20 protein-coding genes are annotated in these 16,746 nt (G+C 39.7%); 7 read left to right on the top strand and 13 right to left on the bottom strand.

The features are described 5' to 3' along the window. Nucleotides 1–65 precede the first annotated feature (65 nt). Nucleotides 66–1,103 (bottom strand): phage major capsid protein, P2 family, encoded by a 1,038-nt coding sequence (locus ABMY35_RS09975; protein WP_349286071.1) that lies wholly within the window; start codon nucleotides 1,101–1,103, stop codon nucleotides 66–68. Nucleotides 1,104–1,113: 10 nt separating this feature from the next. Continuing rightward, complete coding sequence (locus ABMY35_RS09970; protein WP_349286070.1) at nucleotides 1,114–1,998, bottom strand: GPO family capsid scaffolding protein; 885 nt, start codon at nucleotides 1,996–1,998, stop codon at nucleotides 1,114–1,116. A 191-nt stretch (nucleotides 1,999–2,189) separates the two neighbouring features. Between ABMY35_RS09970 and ABMY35_RS09965 the strand changes: the two genes are divergently transcribed. From ABMY35_RS09965 to ABMY35_RS09950, 4 genes are read left to right on the top strand one after another with little or no spacing between them, the layout of a single operon-like run. Then, complete coding sequence (locus ABMY35_RS09965) at nucleotides 2,190–3,965, top strand: terminase family protein (RefSeq protein WP_349286069.1); 1,776 nt, start codon at nucleotides 2,190–2,192, stop codon at nucleotides 3,963–3,965. Continuing rightward, nucleotides 3,965–5,026 carry a phage portal protein gene (locus ABMY35_RS09960; protein ID WP_349286068.1) on the top strand — a complete coding sequence of 354 codons (1,062 nt, stop codon included), beginning with the start codon at nucleotides 3,965–3,967 and terminating at the stop codon, nucleotides 5,024–5,026. The genes ABMY35_RS09965 and ABMY35_RS09960 overlap by 1 nt, the downstream gene beginning before the upstream one ends. Continuing rightward, nucleotides 5,023–5,337 carry a hypothetical protein gene (locus ABMY35_RS09955; protein ID WP_349286067.1) on the top strand — a complete coding sequence of 105 codons (315 nt, stop codon included), beginning with the start codon at nucleotides 5,023–5,025 and terminating at the stop codon, nucleotides 5,335–5,337. Before ABMY35_RS09960 ends, ABMY35_RS09955 begins: the two co-directional genes overlap by 4 nt. After that, complete coding sequence (locus tag ABMY35_RS09950; RefSeq protein WP_349286066.1) at nucleotides 5,337–5,735, top strand: 3TM-type holin; 399 nt, start codon at nucleotides 5,337–5,339, stop codon at nucleotides 5,733–5,735. Before ABMY35_RS09955 ends, ABMY35_RS09950 begins: the two co-directional genes overlap by 1 nt. Before the next feature lie 161 nt (nucleotides 5,736–5,896). Here the strand turns inward: ABMY35_RS09950 and ABMY35_RS09945 are convergent, their stop codons facing one another. From ABMY35_RS09945 to ABMY35_RS09935, 3 genes are all read right to left on the bottom strand, one after another. Continuing rightward, nucleotides 5,897–6,547, bottom strand: coding sequence for a hypothetical protein (locus ABMY35_RS09945; RefSeq protein ID WP_349286065.1), 651 nt, complete (start codon nucleotides 6,545–6,547; stop codon nucleotides 5,897–5,899). A gap of 261 nt (nucleotides 6,548–6,808) precedes the next feature. Beyond that, entirely contained in the window at nucleotides 6,809–7,666 is an 858-nt protein-coding gene (locus tag ABMY35_RS09940) for a DUF3298 domain-containing protein (protein ID WP_349286064.1), read from the bottom strand. 289 nt (nucleotides 7,667–7,955) lie between these two features. After that, nucleotides 7,956–8,195 carry a PapB/FocB family fimbrial expression transcriptional regulator gene (locus ABMY35_RS09935; protein ID WP_349286063.1) on the bottom strand — a complete coding sequence of 80 codons (240 nt, stop codon included), beginning with the start codon at nucleotides 8,193–8,195 and terminating at the stop codon, nucleotides 7,956–7,958. Between the two features lie 345 nt (nucleotides 8,196–8,540). On the opposite strand from ABMY35_RS09935, the gene ABMY35_RS09930 reads away from it, so the two are divergent. Continuing rightward, on the top strand, nucleotides 8,541–8,783 hold the full coding sequence (locus ABMY35_RS09930) for an ogr/Delta-like zinc finger family protein (RefSeq protein ID WP_349286062.1): 243 nt from the start codon (nucleotides 8,541–8,543) through the stop codon (nucleotides 8,781–8,783). A gap of 3 nt (nucleotides 8,784–8,786) precedes the next feature. Here ABMY35_RS09930 and ABMY35_RS09925 read toward each other — a convergent pair whose 3' ends face one another. From ABMY35_RS09925 to ABMY35_RS09895, 7 genes are read right to left on the bottom strand one after another with little or no spacing between them, the layout of a single operon-like run. After that, on the bottom strand, nucleotides 8,787–9,755 hold the full coding sequence (locus ABMY35_RS09925; protein WP_349286061.1) for a fibrinogen-like YCDxxxxGGGW domain-containing protein: 969 nt from the start codon (nucleotides 9,753–9,755) through the stop codon (nucleotides 8,787–8,789). A 38-nt stretch (nucleotides 9,756–9,793) separates the two neighbouring features. Continuing rightward, on the bottom strand, nucleotides 9,794–12,328 hold the full coding sequence (locus ABMY35_RS09920) for a replication endonuclease (protein ID WP_349286060.1): 2,535 nt from the start codon (nucleotides 12,326–12,328) through the stop codon (nucleotides 9,794–9,796). Then, complete coding sequence (locus ABMY35_RS09915) at nucleotides 12,325–12,606, bottom strand: hypothetical protein (protein ID WP_349286059.1); 282 nt, start codon at nucleotides 12,604–12,606, stop codon at nucleotides 12,325–12,327. The genes ABMY35_RS09920 and ABMY35_RS09915 overlap by 4 nt, the downstream gene beginning before the upstream one ends. Before the next feature lie 24 nt (nucleotides 12,607–12,630). Next, nucleotides 12,631–13,227, bottom strand: a complete 597-nt coding sequence (locus ABMY35_RS09910) for an SAM-dependent methyltransferase (RefSeq protein WP_349286058.1) — start codon at nucleotides 13,225–13,227, stop codon at nucleotides 12,631–12,633. 13 nt (nucleotides 13,228–13,240) lie between these two features. Then, a complete protein-coding gene (locus tag ABMY35_RS09905) occupies nucleotides 13,241–13,636 on the bottom strand; it encodes a hypothetical protein (protein ID WP_349286057.1) in 396 nt (131 codons plus the stop codon). Continuing rightward, nucleotides 13,636–13,911 carry an AlpA family phage regulatory protein gene (locus ABMY35_RS09900; RefSeq protein ID WP_349286056.1) on the bottom strand — a complete coding sequence of 92 codons (276 nt, stop codon included), beginning with the start codon at nucleotides 13,909–13,911 and terminating at the stop codon, nucleotides 13,636–13,638. Before ABMY35_RS09900 ends, ABMY35_RS09905 begins: the two co-directional genes overlap by 1 nt. Then, nucleotides 13,908–14,174, bottom strand: a complete 267-nt coding sequence (locus ABMY35_RS09895; RefSeq protein WP_349286055.1) for an AlpA family phage regulatory protein — start codon at nucleotides 14,172–14,174, stop codon at nucleotides 13,908–13,910. The genes ABMY35_RS09900 and ABMY35_RS09895 overlap by 4 nt, the downstream gene beginning before the upstream one ends. Before the next feature lie 165 nt (nucleotides 14,175–14,339). Here ABMY35_RS09895 and ABMY35_RS09890 point away from each other — a divergent pair, with 165 nt between their 5' ends. Further along, nucleotides 14,340–14,801: a helix-turn-helix transcriptional regulator gene (locus tag ABMY35_RS09890; RefSeq protein WP_349286054.1), complete on the top strand. Its 462-nt coding sequence runs from the start codon at nucleotides 14,340–14,342 to the stop codon at nucleotides 14,799–14,801. A 26-nt stretch (nucleotides 14,802–14,827) separates the two neighbouring features. On the opposite strand, the gene ABMY35_RS09885 is transcribed toward ABMY35_RS09890, so the two are convergent. Continuing rightward, on the bottom strand, nucleotides 14,828–16,198 hold the full coding sequence (locus ABMY35_RS09885; RefSeq protein ID WP_349286053.1) for a hypothetical protein: 1,371 nt from the start codon (nucleotides 16,196–16,198) through the stop codon (nucleotides 14,828–14,830). A gap of 127 nt (nucleotides 16,199–16,325) precedes the next feature. On the opposite strand from ABMY35_RS09885, the gene ABMY35_RS09880 reads away from it, so the two are divergent. Next, on the top strand, nucleotides 16,326–16,736 hold the full coding sequence (locus ABMY35_RS09880; protein ID WP_349286052.1) for a thermonuclease family protein: 411 nt from the start codon (nucleotides 16,326–16,328) through the stop codon (nucleotides 16,734–16,736). Nucleotides 16,737–16,746 lie beyond the last annotated feature (10 nt).

Raw genomic sequence — 16,746 nt, 5'->3', positions numbered from 1 at the left:
CACTCTTTAAAAAATGCCGCTTGTACTGCTTAATCAAGCGGCAATCGCTTTACAACCAAAGGAAATTACGACCAGTTATCATCTGCATCTTTGTGAATTTTTACCGAGTCAGATTCAATGAACACAATCTTTTCTAGGTCTTCGACGTAGTAACAGGCATTACGTGACTCGTAATCTTCAACACGCTTTTTCTTCGGGTTATTTTCAATGCTCATACGTGTTGAACCCGACTGAATGTAATGACTTAAGTTATCAAAACTGGTTACCAAAATGCCGCGTTGAGGAAAGAACGACACTTGAAAGCTCGGTAAACCGCCATAAGTGTTGATCACTTGCGCCATTTCAACTTTGTCTTTTTCGCTTGGTGTATGGGCGTTTTTGGCGTAGTGCTTACCCTTGTCTTGAGCAATCAGCTCATCGCCAATAATGGCAACCAAACCAACACGTTTATGCAGTGGAATACCTTGAACTAAGTCATGCACAGCACAGTCAAGGTTTTCGTAGTCGCCGCCTTCACCAATGCGAACTTCGCCCGCCGTTTCACCTTCGGTAATTACACGCTCTGAAGCATCGCGACGAACCAGTTGCAACCAGCCAATGTTTACGTCTTCTAACATTGGGTTATCAGCTAAATTAGTAATCGGTGCGGCTTTGATACCGTGCCAACCAATCTTGATAATATCGAGTGCTTTTTGTTGGCGAACATGGTTACGATAGCGGTTATGAAAATCAGGAAACTTTGACCAAGCGTCCATCTTTGCCCAGGTTAAGTGCACGTCGATTTCTTCTTCATAACAACGGTATTCGCGCTTGGTTAAACCCGACACATCTTTGGTTTTACGCTCGTTGTTACCGTCTTCGTCTACACCAGCACGGCCAGTAACACCCGAACTCGAAGACATAAACACCGATTGACCAACTAAGTCATCAACTAGCGCATGGTTAATGCGAGTTAAAAACTCAGCCGATTCATACACCGCGTCATAAAGCTTTTGCTCAATGGTCGGCTCTACCGCGAAGTTTTCAGACACACTTGCAACACCGTAATTGCTTGCAAGCGCCACACAAATGGCATTAAAGATTTGAGTTGTTTTAGTGCGCATTGCTGTTTCCTTACAGTAAGTTGCTATATTTGCCGTCGTCGCCAGTTGGCTCGTCGTCGGCTTCGGTGGTGTCGTCGGCTTCATCGGTTACAAGCTCATTAAACTTGTTTTCAAGTTTTCTGAACTTGTCATTTAATTGGGTGAGCTGCTCCGTCAGCTCTAGGTTTTGGGCATCATTGCCCTGGTCTTCATCCTGTTGGCCGCCAGCTTCCTGCTGATTTTGTTTACTGAACTCAGTTAATGAAGTGTTGAGCTGAGTAAAAAGTGGTGTAAGCGATTCGGCTACTGCTGAACCAATCTCTGCTTTGTCTTCTTTAGTTAAAGGCATGGTGTCATCATCCTTGTTGAATAGGTTTTTAAAAAATGGCTTTTTCGGTGGCTTGTCGGCTTGGCTATGCAAACCAAGATCAGCACGAAGAAAAGAAACATCCTTGTTCTCTATGCCACGCTCTTTACTGAATTTTGCTCTTGATGTGTAAGCACTGGCTGGGTAATCAGTTACGGCTAAACCTGTTAAGTAGGTTTTGCCAGTGCCTCTAAAATTCCGATCAATTTCAATTGAGAAGTAAACATGTTGGTCGGCTTGGTTTAACTGCACAAAACTAGCATTTGGTGCAAGCACGGCTTTTAAAACTTGTACACCGTCTTTGTTGGTTTCGCTTGTGACTTCAATCACATCACCCAGCATGCCGCCATTTAATTTTAATGATGATAGGGTTTCAGCTTTCCAACCAGACCAATCTGCATAATGGTCAATGTTAATGCGCGCACCATACATATTTGGGTTATAGGTTTCGACAATATCGTTTACGTCTTTTTCTTCGATTTCTCGACCATCAACTGTTAAACCAACAGCGGCGATAGAAAGTGGAATTGTGCGTAATTGACCTGGCATTGCTAACCCGTTTAGTGCATATCTATTTAAAAGTTGTATGCAGTTTGCACCCACTTTTTGCACTTTTCGAGCGGTTTACTTTTTAGAAATTCCTATATTTGAGTTTTAGGAATTTATAGGAATTTAAGTACACGATTTAGGCTTTTTTTGCCCTTAAACTGCCCTACATGGATGAAAACACGGGGCGCAGGATGCAGCCAAAGTATGGGCCAGAAATACGCAAACAAGCACAAGACTTGTTTGTCGTAAAAGGCTACACATTTGATGAAATAGCAGAATTGCCAAACATGCCAAGCGCTCGAAGCATTCGACGCTGGGCCGATGATGGCAAGTGGGTCGATATGTGCCCAAGCTATAACGCTGAAATGGCATTTAGCCGCCGCATTAATATTCTTACTGATAAACCAGATAAAAGTGAAGCTGATTATAAAGAACTTGATTTTTGTACTCGTCAGCTTTGCGCACTCAATAAAAGTAAACTTGCTACCGCTCCTAAACAACGCGCCGCAAATGATGGTCAATCCGAAGGCTCAAGCTCTAATGGTAGTCGAAATAAAAAGAAGAAAAATAAAAAAAATGACTGCTCAAGCATTACCGTTGAAATGCTCAACGAACTTAAAGATAAGTTACTTTACCCACACCAATTACATTGGTTTGAGAACCAAGATCACCGCAGCCGCTTTATATTAAAACCGCGCCAAATTGGTGCCACATTCTACTTTGCATTTGAAGCGTTTTATGATGCCGTGGTGAATGGCCGCAATAAGATATTTATATCAGCATCGCGTGACCAGGCAGAAGTTTTTAAAGCCAACATAATTGCTATGGTGCGTGAGCATTTTAATATTGAGCTCACAGGCTCGCCCATGGTGTTAAACCTAAAAGGCGGCAAAACAGTAAAACTTATTTTTAAGTCGACTAATGCAAGAACAGCACAATCAGAAAGTGGTGACTTATACATAGACGAAGTGTTTTGGATCCCCAAATACAAAACTCTTCGTGGCCTTGCTCAAGCAATGGCAACGCATAAGCATTTACGCATTACTTACTTCAGTACGCCCAGTGTTACCAGCCATGAAGCCTATGATCATTGGAATGGTAAGTGGTACCGCAAAACCAAAGCATGTAACGATCCCGAATTTGCTATTGATTGCAGCCATAAAGCTTTAAAAGAAGGTCGCTTATGTGAAGACGGCATTTGGCGACAAATGCTTAACGTGCATGATGTGGTTAACTCGGGCTTTGACCGCATTGATATATCAGTACTCGAAAACGAATATTCACAAGACGAGTTCGACAACTTGTTTATGTGTAAGTTTATCGACGATGCACACTCGGCGTTTAATTTAAAGCAACTTATGGCTTGTGTGGGAGACTCAAGCAAATGGGATGACTTCGACGAAGAGTACGAGCGCCCATTTGGTTTAAAGCCTGTGGTAATTGGTTTTGACCCTGCCCGCTTTGGCGACAAAGCATGTGTTGCCGTTTTAAGTTTGCCAATGCAACCCGGTGAGAAATTTAGGCTGCTTGAAACGCTCGATTTAAGCGGCAACGATTTTGAGGCAATGGCTCGCGAAATTGAAGAGCTTACTCATAAATATAACGTGCAACATATTGGTGTTGATACAACCGGTATTGGTTATGGTGTTTGGGAGCTGATAACCGCTTTCTTCCCGAATGCTGAGCCTATTCATTACAACCCAATCATTAAAAATCAAATGGTCATTAAGGCCTTAAACGTTATTAAAAACCGTCGCTTTGAATACGACAAAGACGCGGTAAACATTGCCAGCTCATTTATAAACATTCGCCGAAAAGTTGTGGGCGACCAAATCACATACGCAACCAATCGAACCGAAACAACGGGCCATGCTGATCTTGCTTGGGCAATTATGCATGCCATGAAATTTGAACCTCTCGATGGCAATAGTGCAGGCCGTCAAACCACAGTAGGAATAGCAGCTTAATGAAAAAGCCAAGGATGAAAGGCGTACAAGCTGGCAGCACACCAAACTACACAGGCATGAGTGATGTGTTTAGTTTTGGTGATCCTGAACCAGTTTTAGATAATCGACTAACAGATTACACGGGCGTATTTGCCGATATAAATGGTATTTACGAGCCACCTGTTAGTTTAATGGGCCTAGTTAAATTACTCAGAGTGAACGCGCAGCATGGGCCAATATTAGGCTTTAAGCGCAACATGATTTTAAAGTGGTTTAAAACTAACTCTGTGCTCAGCAACGACGCGTTTAAAAAGTTTGCTTACGACTTTTTATGGTCGGGCAATGGCTACTTACAAGTAATTAAAAATAAGTTTGGGCAAGTTATCAGGCTAAAACACCTACCCGCACTTACAATGCGCTATACCACTGACCGTGGTGTTTATGCTCAACTTACCAACCGTAGCATTGAGCCTATTAAGTTTAAAGTTGGTGAAGTTATCCATATTAAAGAGTATGACCCAGCACAAGGCATTTACGGCATACCCGAATACTACGGTGGCATTCAAAGCGCATTACTCAATGAAGACGCCACACTATTTAGGCGCCGTTATTACAAGAACGGTGCACACATGGGCTTTATCTTCAGCATGGCCGACCCAAATTTAAGTGTTGAGGACGAGGACAAATTAAAAAGCGCCATTAAAGACAGTAAAGGCGTTGGTAACTTTAGAAGTTTGTTTTTTAACTTTCGCAGCAACAAAGCCGATGCAGAAAAGTCGATTAAGATCACCCCAGTGGGCGACATATCTACCAAAGACGAATTTGAACGCATTAAGAAAATCACCCTTAACGACATGTTAAGCATGCACCGTGCACAAGAAGCATTAAGCGGTCAAAGTTCTGGCGATTCACCGGGCTTTGGTGATTTAGACAAAATTACCCGGGCTTATTACAACAATGAAGTGGTACCCCTTCAGCAAACTATGCAAGGTATCAACCGTTACTTGCCAAGCAACTTACACATTGATTTTGCGATACCTGAATACTCTGACTTATACCCTACAAGCAAGGATGCCGAATGATGGACTTTATGCACCTTAAACAGATTGTGCAATTTGTGATAATCAGTATGGCTGCAGCTGCCATTCAACTCTACTTATCGCCCCACGCGTTTACTTTTGGTCGTTACTTTTTTAACGCTCTAATGGCATTGCTTGCGGCTTACTTGGTATCGAGTTTCTGTGACTTTTGGCAAGTAGCCGAAAGCGCCCGACCTGGCTTTATTGGTGTGGGTGCATATTTGGCCCCGCACTTGTTTAATGGCCTTAATAATTTGGGGCAAAGATTTAGTAAAGATCCAATGAACATGATTAATAAGTTTAGGGGGAAGTGATGAGCTGGTTATCAAACATTTTTAACGTTGGTACCGCAGAGCCAGTTAAAGCCGTGGGTGATGTACTCGACGAGTTGTTTACCTCCAAAGAAGAAGAGTTAACTCTTGAGACAGTAAAACAACGACTAGCGCAAAGACCGCAACTGGCCCAAACCAAAGTGAATGAAGTACAGGCAGCACACCGCAGCATTTTTGTTGCGGGTGCTCGACCTTTCTTAATGTGGGTATGTGGCTTAGGCTTTTTATTTGCCTTTGTGATCAACCCTCTTCTTACTTGGCTCTTTCCTGACATGGGCAAGCCTGAAATACCTCTTGCAGTAATGCTTGAGCTTACTCTTGCAATGCTCGGCCTTGCTGGCCTGCGTACAGTAGAGAAACTGAAAGGCGTGAGTAAGTGAAGTTAAGAAAATAAAGGGATTAAATTGGGATCTAAATGATGGGACCAAATAAGATCTGATAGTCCCATGTGTGCAAATAACTATTATTCGTAACACTACATTAAGCTGTGAGTGAACGTGTACCAAAATGGAGCGAAGCGAAATCGGCGCGCGTTTATAAATCACCTTGAATGGATTGTTAGCAGTTTTGCCATTCGCTCCAAATCACTTGCTACATCATTGAATCCAAAATAATTTGTTGGGCGCTCATACATCATGTCATGAACTCTCTCTGATGGCTCGTAATTAGGTAAACGACTTCGAAGCTCATCTCTGAGAAGCATTGCATCTACTCTAAATCTACGGTCATACTCAGCATTTCTGTCATTTGAAAGCCTCATGATTTCACTAGTATTTCTTTCCCAGGCTTTATTTTTGTCTTCTTCTGTATTTGCTTCACGCATTGCTGAACGCTCTAGGTTACTTACCCGATCATCTTCTCTTTTGTGCCTTTCTATGAAGTCACGAAGATTTTTAACTACTTCAAGAGTTTTGTCCTTGAGCATAATTTCATCTGAACCAACAACTTGTTGAATATTTTCATCATATTTTAAGGCTCTATCTTTGTATGACTCTGCTTGTTCAGTTTTCAATAGCAACCTTTCTTTTAAGGTCTCATTTTTTGCTTTAACTTCATCAACAAGAACCATAAATTTCCACTTAGCTGCTAAATAAGCAAGTGCGAACATCAATGCGCCTAATATCAAAAAGGCGAATGGTGCTTGAGATATTACCGCCCACTCTTTTGATATGTATTCAAGAATTTTATCCATATATGACCTTGTATGACTTAACTGCTAACGAGACTTTAGAATTTCTATTTTCGAAAAAAACAGTCAGAAAAATTGTGAAAATTAAGCCTCAAAACGCGTTTCTACGTGAAATCTGAGGCAGTTTCCTATTAAAACACTACTTTTATGCACTCTTTACACATAAATTTAAAGCTGAAATTTTCATTTTCGAGTAATTCTACAGCCACAACGCTTGCGTCAGGTGCACCGAAGGCGTCACCTGAACACACTTATTAGAGCCGTTTATATTGCATTAGCCAGAGGCCCATTAAGGCTTACAATATTGCGAATTTTTACCAATGGTATTTCGACTGTCACTGCACCGATGGCACCAGGAGCAACTTCATATTCATCAAAACAAAGGGTTAAATAATCATCTGTGAAATAGTAACACTGATCGTCATTTAGCCCGTCAAAGAATGACCCAAAGTCATTTCTTTTCAATTCAGATAATGTGAGGGTGTCAAGCTGTTTTTTATAGCCAGATACGAATAGGTCTTTAAATTCTACTCTTCCACCTGTTTTTATGTTTAGATTTGTGCTGGTAATTACATTCCCTGCACCAGCAGCTCCGTGATAATAGTAACTTCCTTCTGATACAACGCTCAGCAGATTGCCTTTTATAGTCTTAGATACTACTCGGTAATACCAGTCTTCTTCTTGAAAATCTTTGTTTGCCCCTACATCCTCAATGAGCGTGTCATTTATGATTTTTTGTATTCCTTTATCTTTTAGATTATTTATTTGTGCGTACTCGATATCAACTTCAAGTGTGTAGTTAGGGTTGTTACGATTGGGTTTATTTTCTTCTCTTTTCTTGAGAACAATTTCTAGTTGATCGTGGCCTTTTATTACTGTTTTAGCGTTGCTGGAGTTCCCTTTATCATTAAATTGCAGAACAAACCAAAAGATTAGACCTAGAGCAGCAATTGACCAAGTTAACATCACAATTTTATTTATGATTTTATATGAATCAGCCTTTGACATTGTTGAAAAAAACTTTGCCCCGATAATCTTTCTAAACAAAAGAAATAAAACCCCAATACAAAAACCGCCCAACCCGGCTGTACCTAAGAGTTCTTTTAGTAATTCTAATTCCATTATTTACCTATATTGTGGAAGATGATTGTAAGGCTCTAACAATTTAATATCGACACATTGAGTCGTTTTTGTCATTGTACCAGTTTTATCACACTAACTAACTTGTTGCTAGAGATATACTTTTAATCAATATAGAAATTATGAAAAAGGTAAAAACTACCCAATGGGTCGTTTTCATGACTATAGGAGAAACACAAAGAAACTGGAGATAAGAACAGTGCTTCAAAATAATTTTCTAATGGCCGCTTTCACTTGCAGCAGCTATTTAATAAATTTATACATAACCAAATTAAACGTTATCTAGTTCTTTTATCTTCTCAACAATTGCAGCTTTATGTTCAAGCTTTGTTAAAGCCGCTGAAAAATTTGGCATTTCAACACCATTAATCACCGCCGCAGCCTTCTTATCCATGCCCCTTACCAGGTAATCATTAAGCGCACTGATCACACTCTCACTTTGGATGCGAGTAAGCGATAAAAGCAGTTCAAAACGTTCTTGGGTTTGCATTCCTTTAAATAGGTATTTCATAAAATAGTTATGAGTTAACTGATAATTATTTTAGTTTATTTGAGTTTTCAGTTTTTACAATGATTTTTAAGGCTTTGTTGTCCCTTTCATGTCAAAACATGTCACAACTTTGACATTCTGATCTTATTGTTTTTGTTGTCAGATCCTTTATTTACTTGGCTTAGCTTTAATATTGCTGTCACTAGGCTTGTCAATTTGACGCATTTTTTGTGCGAAAGCGGAAGGCGAGGAGGAGTGATTTTTTTGGCTCTTTGGTTTCTTACTAGCAATTCTTGCGGTTGTTTGCCAGCACAACAGCCACTGTATATAATCACAGTTCTTTATTTTGGTATTTGGTGCAGAGTTATGAGAGTGAATTGCCCTAACTGTGAAAGCAAAGCAATCATTACATCGAGGGAGAATCAATCAGCGGGTGTTGCTGATTTATATTGTACATGTACTAATACTAAAGAGTGTGGAGCAACATTTGTAACCACAATAGCCTTCAAACATTACTTAAATCCACCATCAAGTGATACAGCTCGCTTAGCTGCATCACTAATTAGGCAGTTACCTAAAAATAAACAGTTAGAATTACTGAATATTTAAAAGCTATCTGACGTAAATTTTCATAATTGTTCCAGTATTATTATAAGGCTTGTTTCTGTTATTAGATACACCACCCCAGCCCCTGTCACTTCTTTCTATTATGAACCTAGTATTAGAGTAATCATAAACTGACACGACAAATAAATTTGAACCTAAGAATGAGTAATCTTGTCCAGCTCCAGTACAGCCCTCAGTTTCAGCCCAAGCTAAAACATTCTCAGATAATGAGCTAGCTAGTGGGACACAGTTTGCATTGTTTAAAACTGCCATATCAAGGATTGCTGAAGCAGAATCATCGATTTTAACTAATAATTCCTGAGTAGAATGCTTAAAGTGACCCCACTTTTCATCAGATAAAACGTTTGCTTCCGAGCTCTCTGATATGAGTTCTTCAACCTGTACATTGGTATTTGTTTTATGTTTGACACCAACCAGAGTCCAGCCACCACCGTTGGATTCCATATCGCAATAAACCTGATAAGGCTGAGAAGCATCTTGAGGTTTGATTGTATAAACTCCATTACCTCGACTTAACCCATTAATTAAGATTTCATTGCAGTTACTGTAATCTGAATCAGAAAACTTTTTATTAAACTGAAAACTTGCTGACGTGATTTCACCTGTAGATTTGTTGTAAGCAGAAAATACATACTGATAATCACCGGCAGGGAATTTATCTGGAACATTAATTACTGGCCTAGTTTGCTCAAACACACCATTAGCTTCTAAAGTTAAGTTCTTTGGTTTCGAGCGAGAATAAAGCTGACCGTTAGGGAAAATTAGGTTGTCGTAATAACGAATTTCGACAGGCGATGAACCTGTATTCTTTATAGTTCTGTCAAAATTAACTTTACCGCCAGTTTCAACCACAACTGGTGTTGGGTTATCGGAGGACGCTTCGACAACAATGTTTGCATAAGTAATTGAAGATAGTAATGCAGAGACTGCTAGAACTGTTTTTTTAATTATCATAATCTAATCCTTATTTGATTATTAAAGTTTTGGCCCAGTTAAGCCATTAACCCCACATCCCACCAGTCGTCTTGACCTATTGCTGAAGCTCTACCTTGTAGTACCAACTCAGCCAGTTCAAGATCACCAATGAGAAGTAAGTTTTTATTAAATTTATTACTAATTGGTGATTCCCTTTGTTCTTGTTCTGCAAAGGAAAAAGCCAACTCTATCACTTCTCTTGCGTGTGACCAATGCTCTGTTGTTGGTTGAGCAGGAATAAATTGCTCTAGGTCATTAAACTCAACTTTTTTGAATGAAGTGAGCTTACCGTCTTGCATGTGATAAACCCTGCGGCCAACAAGCACATGGCCATGCTCATGCATTGTTTTTTCTTGCTCTGGTGTGAGCACGTCCCAATTCGCTTTTGCTGTTTGTTGTGCCTGGTACCGCTCAGCATCGGCTTGTTTTTGGGCGAGCGAATGCGCCAAATGCTCGGTGTATTCTCTTTTTCGCTCTTTAACTTGGGCTTGATGGTCGAAAACGATTAACTGGCCCTCCCGTATTTGGTAAATAAGGTCGTTTCGTTTGATCTTTTTGCCTGATAACAGATCCTTTTTAACTTCTTTTAGCTCTTGCTCAGTAAAACCGATCATATCTAGTAATAACTCGTCTCTATCCCTTACAGCTAAGGGCGTACAGTTATTCCCACTAGTCCAAGATAGGTCGGCGGAGCCGACATGGGTGGTGTCTGCCTGTGCGGTTTTTGCTGAGGTACCTTTCAGTTGTCTTTGCCATTCGACTAAACGGGTTTTGAGTGTGCTGTTGCTAAGTACATGCACTACCCCTTTTATGTGTTTAACGGTTTCGGCATAGTCATTACCCAGCTTGGTTATTTCGTAATGGGTTTTAAAATTAGCGTCGCGGCCAATACACATGCCGCCTTGTAGTTTTACGTAATCTTTCCATCGGGCTTCGTCGGCGGCTTGGCGTATGGGTTCTATATGTTCATTATTGGTTTGGGTACGAATACGGCGTAATTCACGGTAAACGGTTACGCTTGGCGAGCCCAAAAACTGAAACTGTCTAATTCGCCAGGTACTCGCCCAAGCCAAAACAGGGTTAATGTTGTTTTTGATGACTTTGCCATTTTCGTCAAACTTAGCGAAGCCCTCGCCCGTTTCGTCGTCAAGATGGTCTAACAGCTTATAGCCGTCGATATTCTTAGAAATATATTTAGCAATATAACTGGCTGCACTGCCCTTGCGTTTATCTATGAGAACCGCTTCAAAGCGTGGGCTAAATGTTCTAAAAAACTTATTAGGCTCTTTAGGTTTTTTACCCTTACTTTTTAAAAAGCCATATTCTTTACGCTTTTGCTTATAAAGCTTAAATAACTCAGTTCTGCGAGTTCGGCGCTCGTAAAGTTCGTGTTTATCTTCTTGAATAAAGTACCAACGCAAAATAGCGTTAAGAGTTTGCATTTGGTGCTTAGGCATAAACAACATCATGTGCCAGTGCGGTGTGCCGTCGGCATGTGGTTCTGCTACCCGAACACCAAAATAGGTAATGCCAAGCCTGTTTAGTTTGGCTCTAGCCTTTGCCCATGTTTCGTTAAAATACTGCTGGGTTTGCTTTGGTGTGCTGCCGTACCAGTTCTTACTATTTGCATGATACTTAGCCGGTGCAGTTAAAGTATAAAACATACCAACAAAACCCATTTCGTCGGCCAGCTCTTCGGTTTCGCGTATGCGCATCATTAATTCGTTACGGCGATTAACTGGGTTTGCCATACCTTTTTTTACAGCTTTAATTAAATCAATAACCGAGCCATCGCTGCCCTCAAGCTCCATCATTTTTAAAAACTCAATGCCCGACTCTTGTGCTGTTGCATATTCTCGTTGTGCACTTTTACTCGAATAAGGCGAAATGCCACGGCGCTTGGGTTTACCGTTTTTGTAGTCGTAAAATAGGTCTTTACCCACTTGGCCCGTTGCAATTTCTAACAGTTCAATATATTGCCTTCTTACACCTTTAAGCTTTCGGGCCCACCACTTTTCGCACTTCATTTTTAACAAAGCAATTTCAACTAGGTCAGCCGTTAAATTATTACGAGGCACATTCTTATGTGGAGCTTGCACCTTATAACCGTCGGCAAACTCAATAAGCTGATAAAAGATAATGTATATAAGCTCTTCGTAAGTGGCTTGGGGATGTTCGTCGGCAAGGTCAGTCATGATTTGAGCGGCATTAGCAGCAATATTGCTTGCATGCTCTTTGGTTTTTTCAGCACTACTCAAAATATGCCAAGGCAGCGGCATACTTTGAGTAATACTAAACAGCACACCAAAACGAGGTTTTAAACGGTTAATTGTGCGGCCAATCCATTGGTTTGCTTTGTATCGGCTTTTTTGGTCTTTACTGTTATAGCGGTCAATGTATTTGCGGGCCATTCTGCCCTGAAGAGGAATAGGTAAAGTAGCAAGGCCACGGGCTAAATAATTAAAGTCGTCAACATCAGTAAGCGAACATAAAACACCAACCGCCAGCTTACTAATGTTTAAGCTATTTAAATCTACAGGCTCTATGTTCATAGCGCAGGGCAAATAAGCTCAACATCGCTACCTAATTGCACTGCTTCTAGTGTCTTTTTAAACCTAATTAACTTGCCTCTATAACGCGGGTTTTCGTTGGCAACAATTTCAACCATAGGAATCAGTTCTAAAAGCGTTTCTTCGCAGCTAATGAGCATGGCAATCGTCGAGCGCTTTTTAAAAATGCTAATAGACTCGTTGGCCGACTCAATCGCTTGAATGAGTATTCTTGTTGCTAAATCGTGTTTTTTAGACAGATCTTGGTCTTTGATTGTCATGGTTTTAGTCCTTTATGAGTGGGGTTAAATTACGAATAAATTTGGAATGGTATGCTTGTGTTGGTTTTTACAAAACACAAAATGGGCGTATTCAATTGAGTCTTTTTTGCTTGGTTTTTCAGGGTTAAAACCTGGGCGTTTGTGGTGAACAAATACAGAATGTAACGGTAAGGTATGCCACATACTAAAACGCTTTTTAGTCCCCAACCAGTTAAGGCGCTGTAGCATGATAACTAAACCAAAGTCGTCAACATGCTCTAAGGCTTTATAAACAAACTGCTCAGATAAACTAAACGGCGGGTTTGTGATCACCGTTGAATATTCGCCATTACCTTGGGTTTGCAAAAAGTCGATGCCTGTTTTGTTTGCTCGGCTGTCTTCTCTAATATCCCAAGTTTCGACTTCACCAAGGCCCATTAGTTTTAATACCGTTGGGTAAGACATTGGGTATTTGTCGCAGCCACCTGCACTTGGGTCTAAAATTTTATCGCCAAATATTAGCGGGCACTTTGGTTTATGTGCATCGGCCATGGTTGCCGCTAAAAACTGCTCGACTATCCAATGTGGGGTTACATAGTAGTCGTCGGGGTTGCGGTCGGCTTTGCGGGCTGTAGAGCTCATGTTTTGTCCTTAATTAACTATGAAGTTGTGCAATTGGCGCTACTACATTGCCGTCGTGGTATTTGGGTTCGTTTGGTTTTGCGCCTTGCAGCCATTTGTAAGGCTCAAGCGCATTAGCTTTCATAAACGCCATAACAACGCTATTAAGTAACATCAGGCTTTTGCGTAACGCTTGTCGTTGGTCGGCTGTAAACTCGCCCCAATCTTTACCTAAATCAATGCGTTTAAAACCAGCGCTAAAACATAACGCTGTGCGCTCTTTTTCGCTTAGGTTTGAGTAAACAAATTCTGGCATGTGCTTGGCGTCACCAAACATTTTGCGAATCTCTAGTAAACCCGCTGGAGCTGGATTTTCATGTACTTGTAATTGCGGTTTAGTGTTGGATATAGGTGCTTTTTGAACGCTCATTACTGCACCTCGACTGTTTGGCCGTACACTTCGCGGAACTTTTCAGCACCAAGGCGCATAAACTCTTCAATGTCTGCTTCTAGCCAAACAACTATGCTCGTGCTGATGTTGAAGCTTTTAGGGAACTTAAGTTCGCCCATTAGGCGATAGATTTGGGCGCGTGATACACCGCACTTTTCGACAACATCTTTCGCTCTTAAGTAACGGTCATTAATGGTAACTAATTCACCGCGTAAATTTCTGCGGTAGTTTTGTTCAGCTAATTGAGCGCTCATGCTGCACGCTCCTGAACAAGTTTAGATGCATACTTAAGTTCGAACGCTTCTAAAGTTAAAGAACGCCAAATGCTAATGTCTGATCTCAACCAAACAACACGGCCCGAGCTTATTCTGTGATTAGGTGGAAAAAGCCCCTTCTCCATCATGTTATAAAGCTGAGCTCTACATAAACTACAAAGCTCTAATACTTCCTTAAGCTTCATAAACTTTTCAGATTCATTGACGACTTCACCATCAATGTTTTTGCGTAAACCTTCCATTCTTTACCTCCCGACCAGCAAAAGCGCCTTATTAGGTTCCTTTAATGAACCGGCATGTGCTAATCTTTTAATTTGAAATGCCTTTAAGAATAAGAAAATTCAGTACACTGAAATTACAGTTCAGTTTACTGACCCTTGAAACAATGTAGATCAGTATGGTGAACCATGTCAATAAATGTTGGCGAGAAAATTAAATTAATCCGTGCGACAACAGGTCTAAATCAAATTAAATTTGCCGAACTTGTTGATATAAATATAAGTTCTTACAAGAAGTATGAGTCTGGTCATATGGAAGTCGGCGCACCTGCAATTCTTGCAATTGCTAACCACCCCGACTTCAAAAAGTATGCATTATGGCTGGTAACGGGCGAAACAAACCCATCCGCAGGTCAATATGCTCCATCAGATAGAGTGATCACTTCAGGCTCATTAACAGATGAAGAGTTCGAAGAACAGTTTGTAGATGTAGCAGCAAAATCATTACTGATGTTCTGCCACTTAGATTGGTTTAGACCTAACCCTGACAAGTCTGTAGATTTTGATGATTGCGGAAAGCTTCTGTTGAAAGATTTAAAGCCTGTAATTGCTGCGAAATATTCAAATAAAACAGATATTAAAAGCGCATAAAAAAAGCCCGCTATTGCGGGCTTTTCTTAATCGTCACCGTTAAGTTCTTCCAAGATTTTTCTTACTCTGACTAAAACATCTTTTATTTCATCATCATCGTTGTCTTGGAATAAGGTTATTATCGATGCGTAGACACTCTTAGCCTCATCAATATTTGTGAAATCTTCGTAAATTATACCTTTTAGCATCATTGCTTTAGCTAATATCCTAAGAATACCTACATCTTTTGAAGAGCTAAATTTACTCTCTATACTTCTCAAGGCATTTAAAGCATTATTATGTCCCATCTGCCTATCTACAGGGTATATATTAACTGCATAACTAAAGAGGACGGTAGCATATTCAAGCTTAGTAATTTTGTTGGAGTTTAGCGCAATAGTTTCTAATAATTTACCATTAAATAATTCTGCATTTTCATCTTTAAGAAAATAAAGTGTGTTCACATATATTTGCAAGATATCGCATTTATCCTTGAAACTCAGTTCCCGATCTAATAGTTCTTGAGCTAATACTTTAGCCCTTTCCAACTCTGCGTTGTTGTATGCACCCTTTAAGAGTCGTTTCTTTTCTGTAAACTTGAATTCTTTTTTGTCTAAACTCTCTCCTGCATTTACATGCAATTTTTCACTTGTATTTAGGTGCAATTGCTCATCAACATTTAGCTGATATAGACCTAGCTTTTTAACTGTTTTTCTTTCTTCATCAATTAGTTTTTTATGCTCGACCCATTCATTTTTTACTTTTGTAATTTCTGACTTGGCTTTCTCTAAATATTCATTGAGTTCAACATTGAAATTTTCAATAGTTTTCGTTGTTTCAATGTTAATTAAGGTTTGAATAAGTTCCATTTTCTTCTCAATATCCTGATTTTGCTTTTCAGCCCTTGTGAGTATATCTTGAAGATTATTTTGTGCTTCATCTTTTATTTGCTTGTTATTTTCCTTTGACTCAGCTTTGAGCTCCCTTACAACACTTAGGTTTATTAAAGTTATTATTATTACTAATAAGCTAAGAATCCCAGCAAGAATACCTGCAATCATGGAAATGTGAGCAATGAAAGTGCTGACACTTTCATCTGTCGAGTCAACTCTCGATAATAATGCACTGCTTACCATATTCAATTCACTTTGAGTAACAAAAGTCCCTTCAAACTTTAACTGAGTTTTATCTTTCTCAGTGTTGGTATCACTCGAAGTATTATTGCTTGGTGTTACCTGAACGTTTACTTTCGATGGTTTTTCTAGGGCCTTTATTTCAGCTTCTAAAGCTCTTACCTTCGCATACAGTGATGTTAAATGCTTAATGTGGTCTTCATTATTTGTTTTTTCTTCGGCATTAACATGCGAAGAATTTAGAAAACAAACTAAAATAAAAAAGAATAAATTTGTTACTTTCAAAACATGTTCACCAAATTAACTTTTTAGTTTTATGCTAAATAGAACCTTTCAGCATAAGATATTGATAAGTTAGAAATTATTATATCTTTTACTTTTTATAAGTACATTCTTTATTTAGTCAATCAATATGAAAATAACTTTTCTTTTTATAGCAAGCGCACTTCTAATAGGTTTGGAAAACAAGCTAATCGCCTTATCTGTTACATCGATTTATGATGGCGATACTTTCAAAGTTAACTTAAAAGAAGTGCCTGCTATCTTTGGCGAAAACTTATCAATTAGAATCGCTAAAATTGATACACCAGAATTGAGAGGTAAGTGTGACCAAGAAAAAATCTTAGCTAGAAAAGCGAAACAATTCACTGCTGGTCGGCTCAGAAAAAGTAAATCTATAATATTGAAGAACCCTGAACGTGGTAAATACTTTAGAGTTATCGCCGAAGTTTATGTTGACGGACAAAACTTAGGCGAAGAACTATTAAAGGAAGGTTTAGCAGTAAAATACGATGGTGGTAAACGTAAAAACTGGTGTGAGTAAAAACACTCAG

Source organism: Pseudoalteromonas sp. BZB3 (assembly GCF_040104455.1).
Taxonomy (GTDB): domain Bacteria; phylum Pseudomonadota; class Gammaproteobacteria; order Enterobacterales; family Alteromonadaceae; genus Pseudoalteromonas.
This window is presented reverse-complemented; position numbering and strand designations above follow the sequence as displayed.

Excerpts from the sequence above, each read along its gene's own strand:
- ABMY35_RS09975 (WP_349286071.1), bottom strand. The coding sequence starts at position 1,103 with ATGCGCACTAAAACAACTCAAATCTTTAATGCCATTTGTGTGGCGCTT.
- ABMY35_RS09970 (WP_349286070.1), bottom strand. The coding sequence starts at position 1,998 with ATGCCAGGTCAATTACGCACAATTCCACTTTCTATCGCCGCTGTTGGT.
- ABMY35_RS09965 (WP_349286069.1), top strand. The coding sequence starts at position 2,190 with ATGCAGCCAAAGTATGGGCCAGAAATACGCAAACAAGCACAAGACTTG.
- ABMY35_RS09960 (WP_349286068.1), top strand. The coding sequence starts at position 3,965 with ATGAAAAAGCCAAGGATGAAAGGCGTACAAGCTGGCAGCACACCAAAC.
- ABMY35_RS09955 (WP_349286067.1), top strand. The coding sequence starts at position 5,023 with ATGATGGACTTTATGCACCTTAAACAGATTGTGCAATTTGTGATAATC.
- ABMY35_RS09950 (WP_349286066.1), top strand. The coding sequence starts at position 5,337 with ATGAGCTGGTTATCAAACATTTTTAACGTTGGTACCGCAGAGCCAGTT.
- ABMY35_RS09945 (WP_349286065.1), bottom strand. The coding sequence starts at position 6,547 with ATGGATAAAATTCTTGAATACATATCAAAAGAGTGGGCGGTAATATCT.
- ABMY35_RS09940 (WP_349286064.1), bottom strand. The coding sequence starts at position 7,666 with ATGGAATTAGAATTACTAAAAGAACTCTTAGGTACAGCCGGGTTGGGC.
- ABMY35_RS09935 (WP_349286063.1), bottom strand. The coding sequence starts at position 8,195 with ATGAAATACCTATTTAAAGGAATGCAAACCCAAGAACGTTTTGAACTG.
- ABMY35_RS09930 (WP_349286062.1), top strand. The coding sequence starts at position 8,541 with ATGAGAGTGAATTGCCCTAACTGTGAAAGCAAAGCAATCATTACATCG.
- ABMY35_RS09925 (WP_349286061.1), bottom strand. The coding sequence starts at position 9,755 with ATGATAATTAAAAAAACAGTTCTAGCAGTCTCTGCATTACTATCTTCA.
- ABMY35_RS09920 (WP_349286060.1), bottom strand. The coding sequence starts at position 12,328 with ATGAACATAGAGCCTGTAGATTTAAATAGCTTAAACATTAGTAAGCTG.
- ABMY35_RS09915 (WP_349286059.1), bottom strand. The coding sequence starts at position 12,606 with ATGACAATCAAAGACCAAGATCTGTCTAAAAAACACGATTTAGCAACA.
- ABMY35_RS09910 (WP_349286058.1), bottom strand. The coding sequence starts at position 13,227 with ATGAGCTCTACAGCCCGCAAAGCCGACCGCAACCCCGACGACTACTAT.
- ABMY35_RS09905 (WP_349286057.1), bottom strand. The coding sequence starts at position 13,636 with ATGAGCGTTCAAAAAGCACCTATATCCAACACTAAACCGCAATTACAA.
- ABMY35_RS09900 (WP_349286056.1), bottom strand. The coding sequence starts at position 13,911 with ATGAGCGCTCAATTAGCTGAACAAAACTACCGCAGAAATTTACGCGGT.
- ABMY35_RS09895 (WP_349286055.1), bottom strand. The coding sequence starts at position 14,174 with ATGGAAGGTTTACGCAAAAACATTGATGGTGAAGTCGTCAATGAATCT.
- ABMY35_RS09890 (WP_349286054.1), top strand. The coding sequence starts at position 14,340 with ATGTCAATAAATGTTGGCGAGAAAATTAAATTAATCCGTGCGACAACA.
- ABMY35_RS09880 (WP_349286052.1), top strand. The coding sequence starts at position 16,326 with ATGAAAATAACTTTTCTTTTTATAGCAAGCGCACTTCTAATAGGTTTG.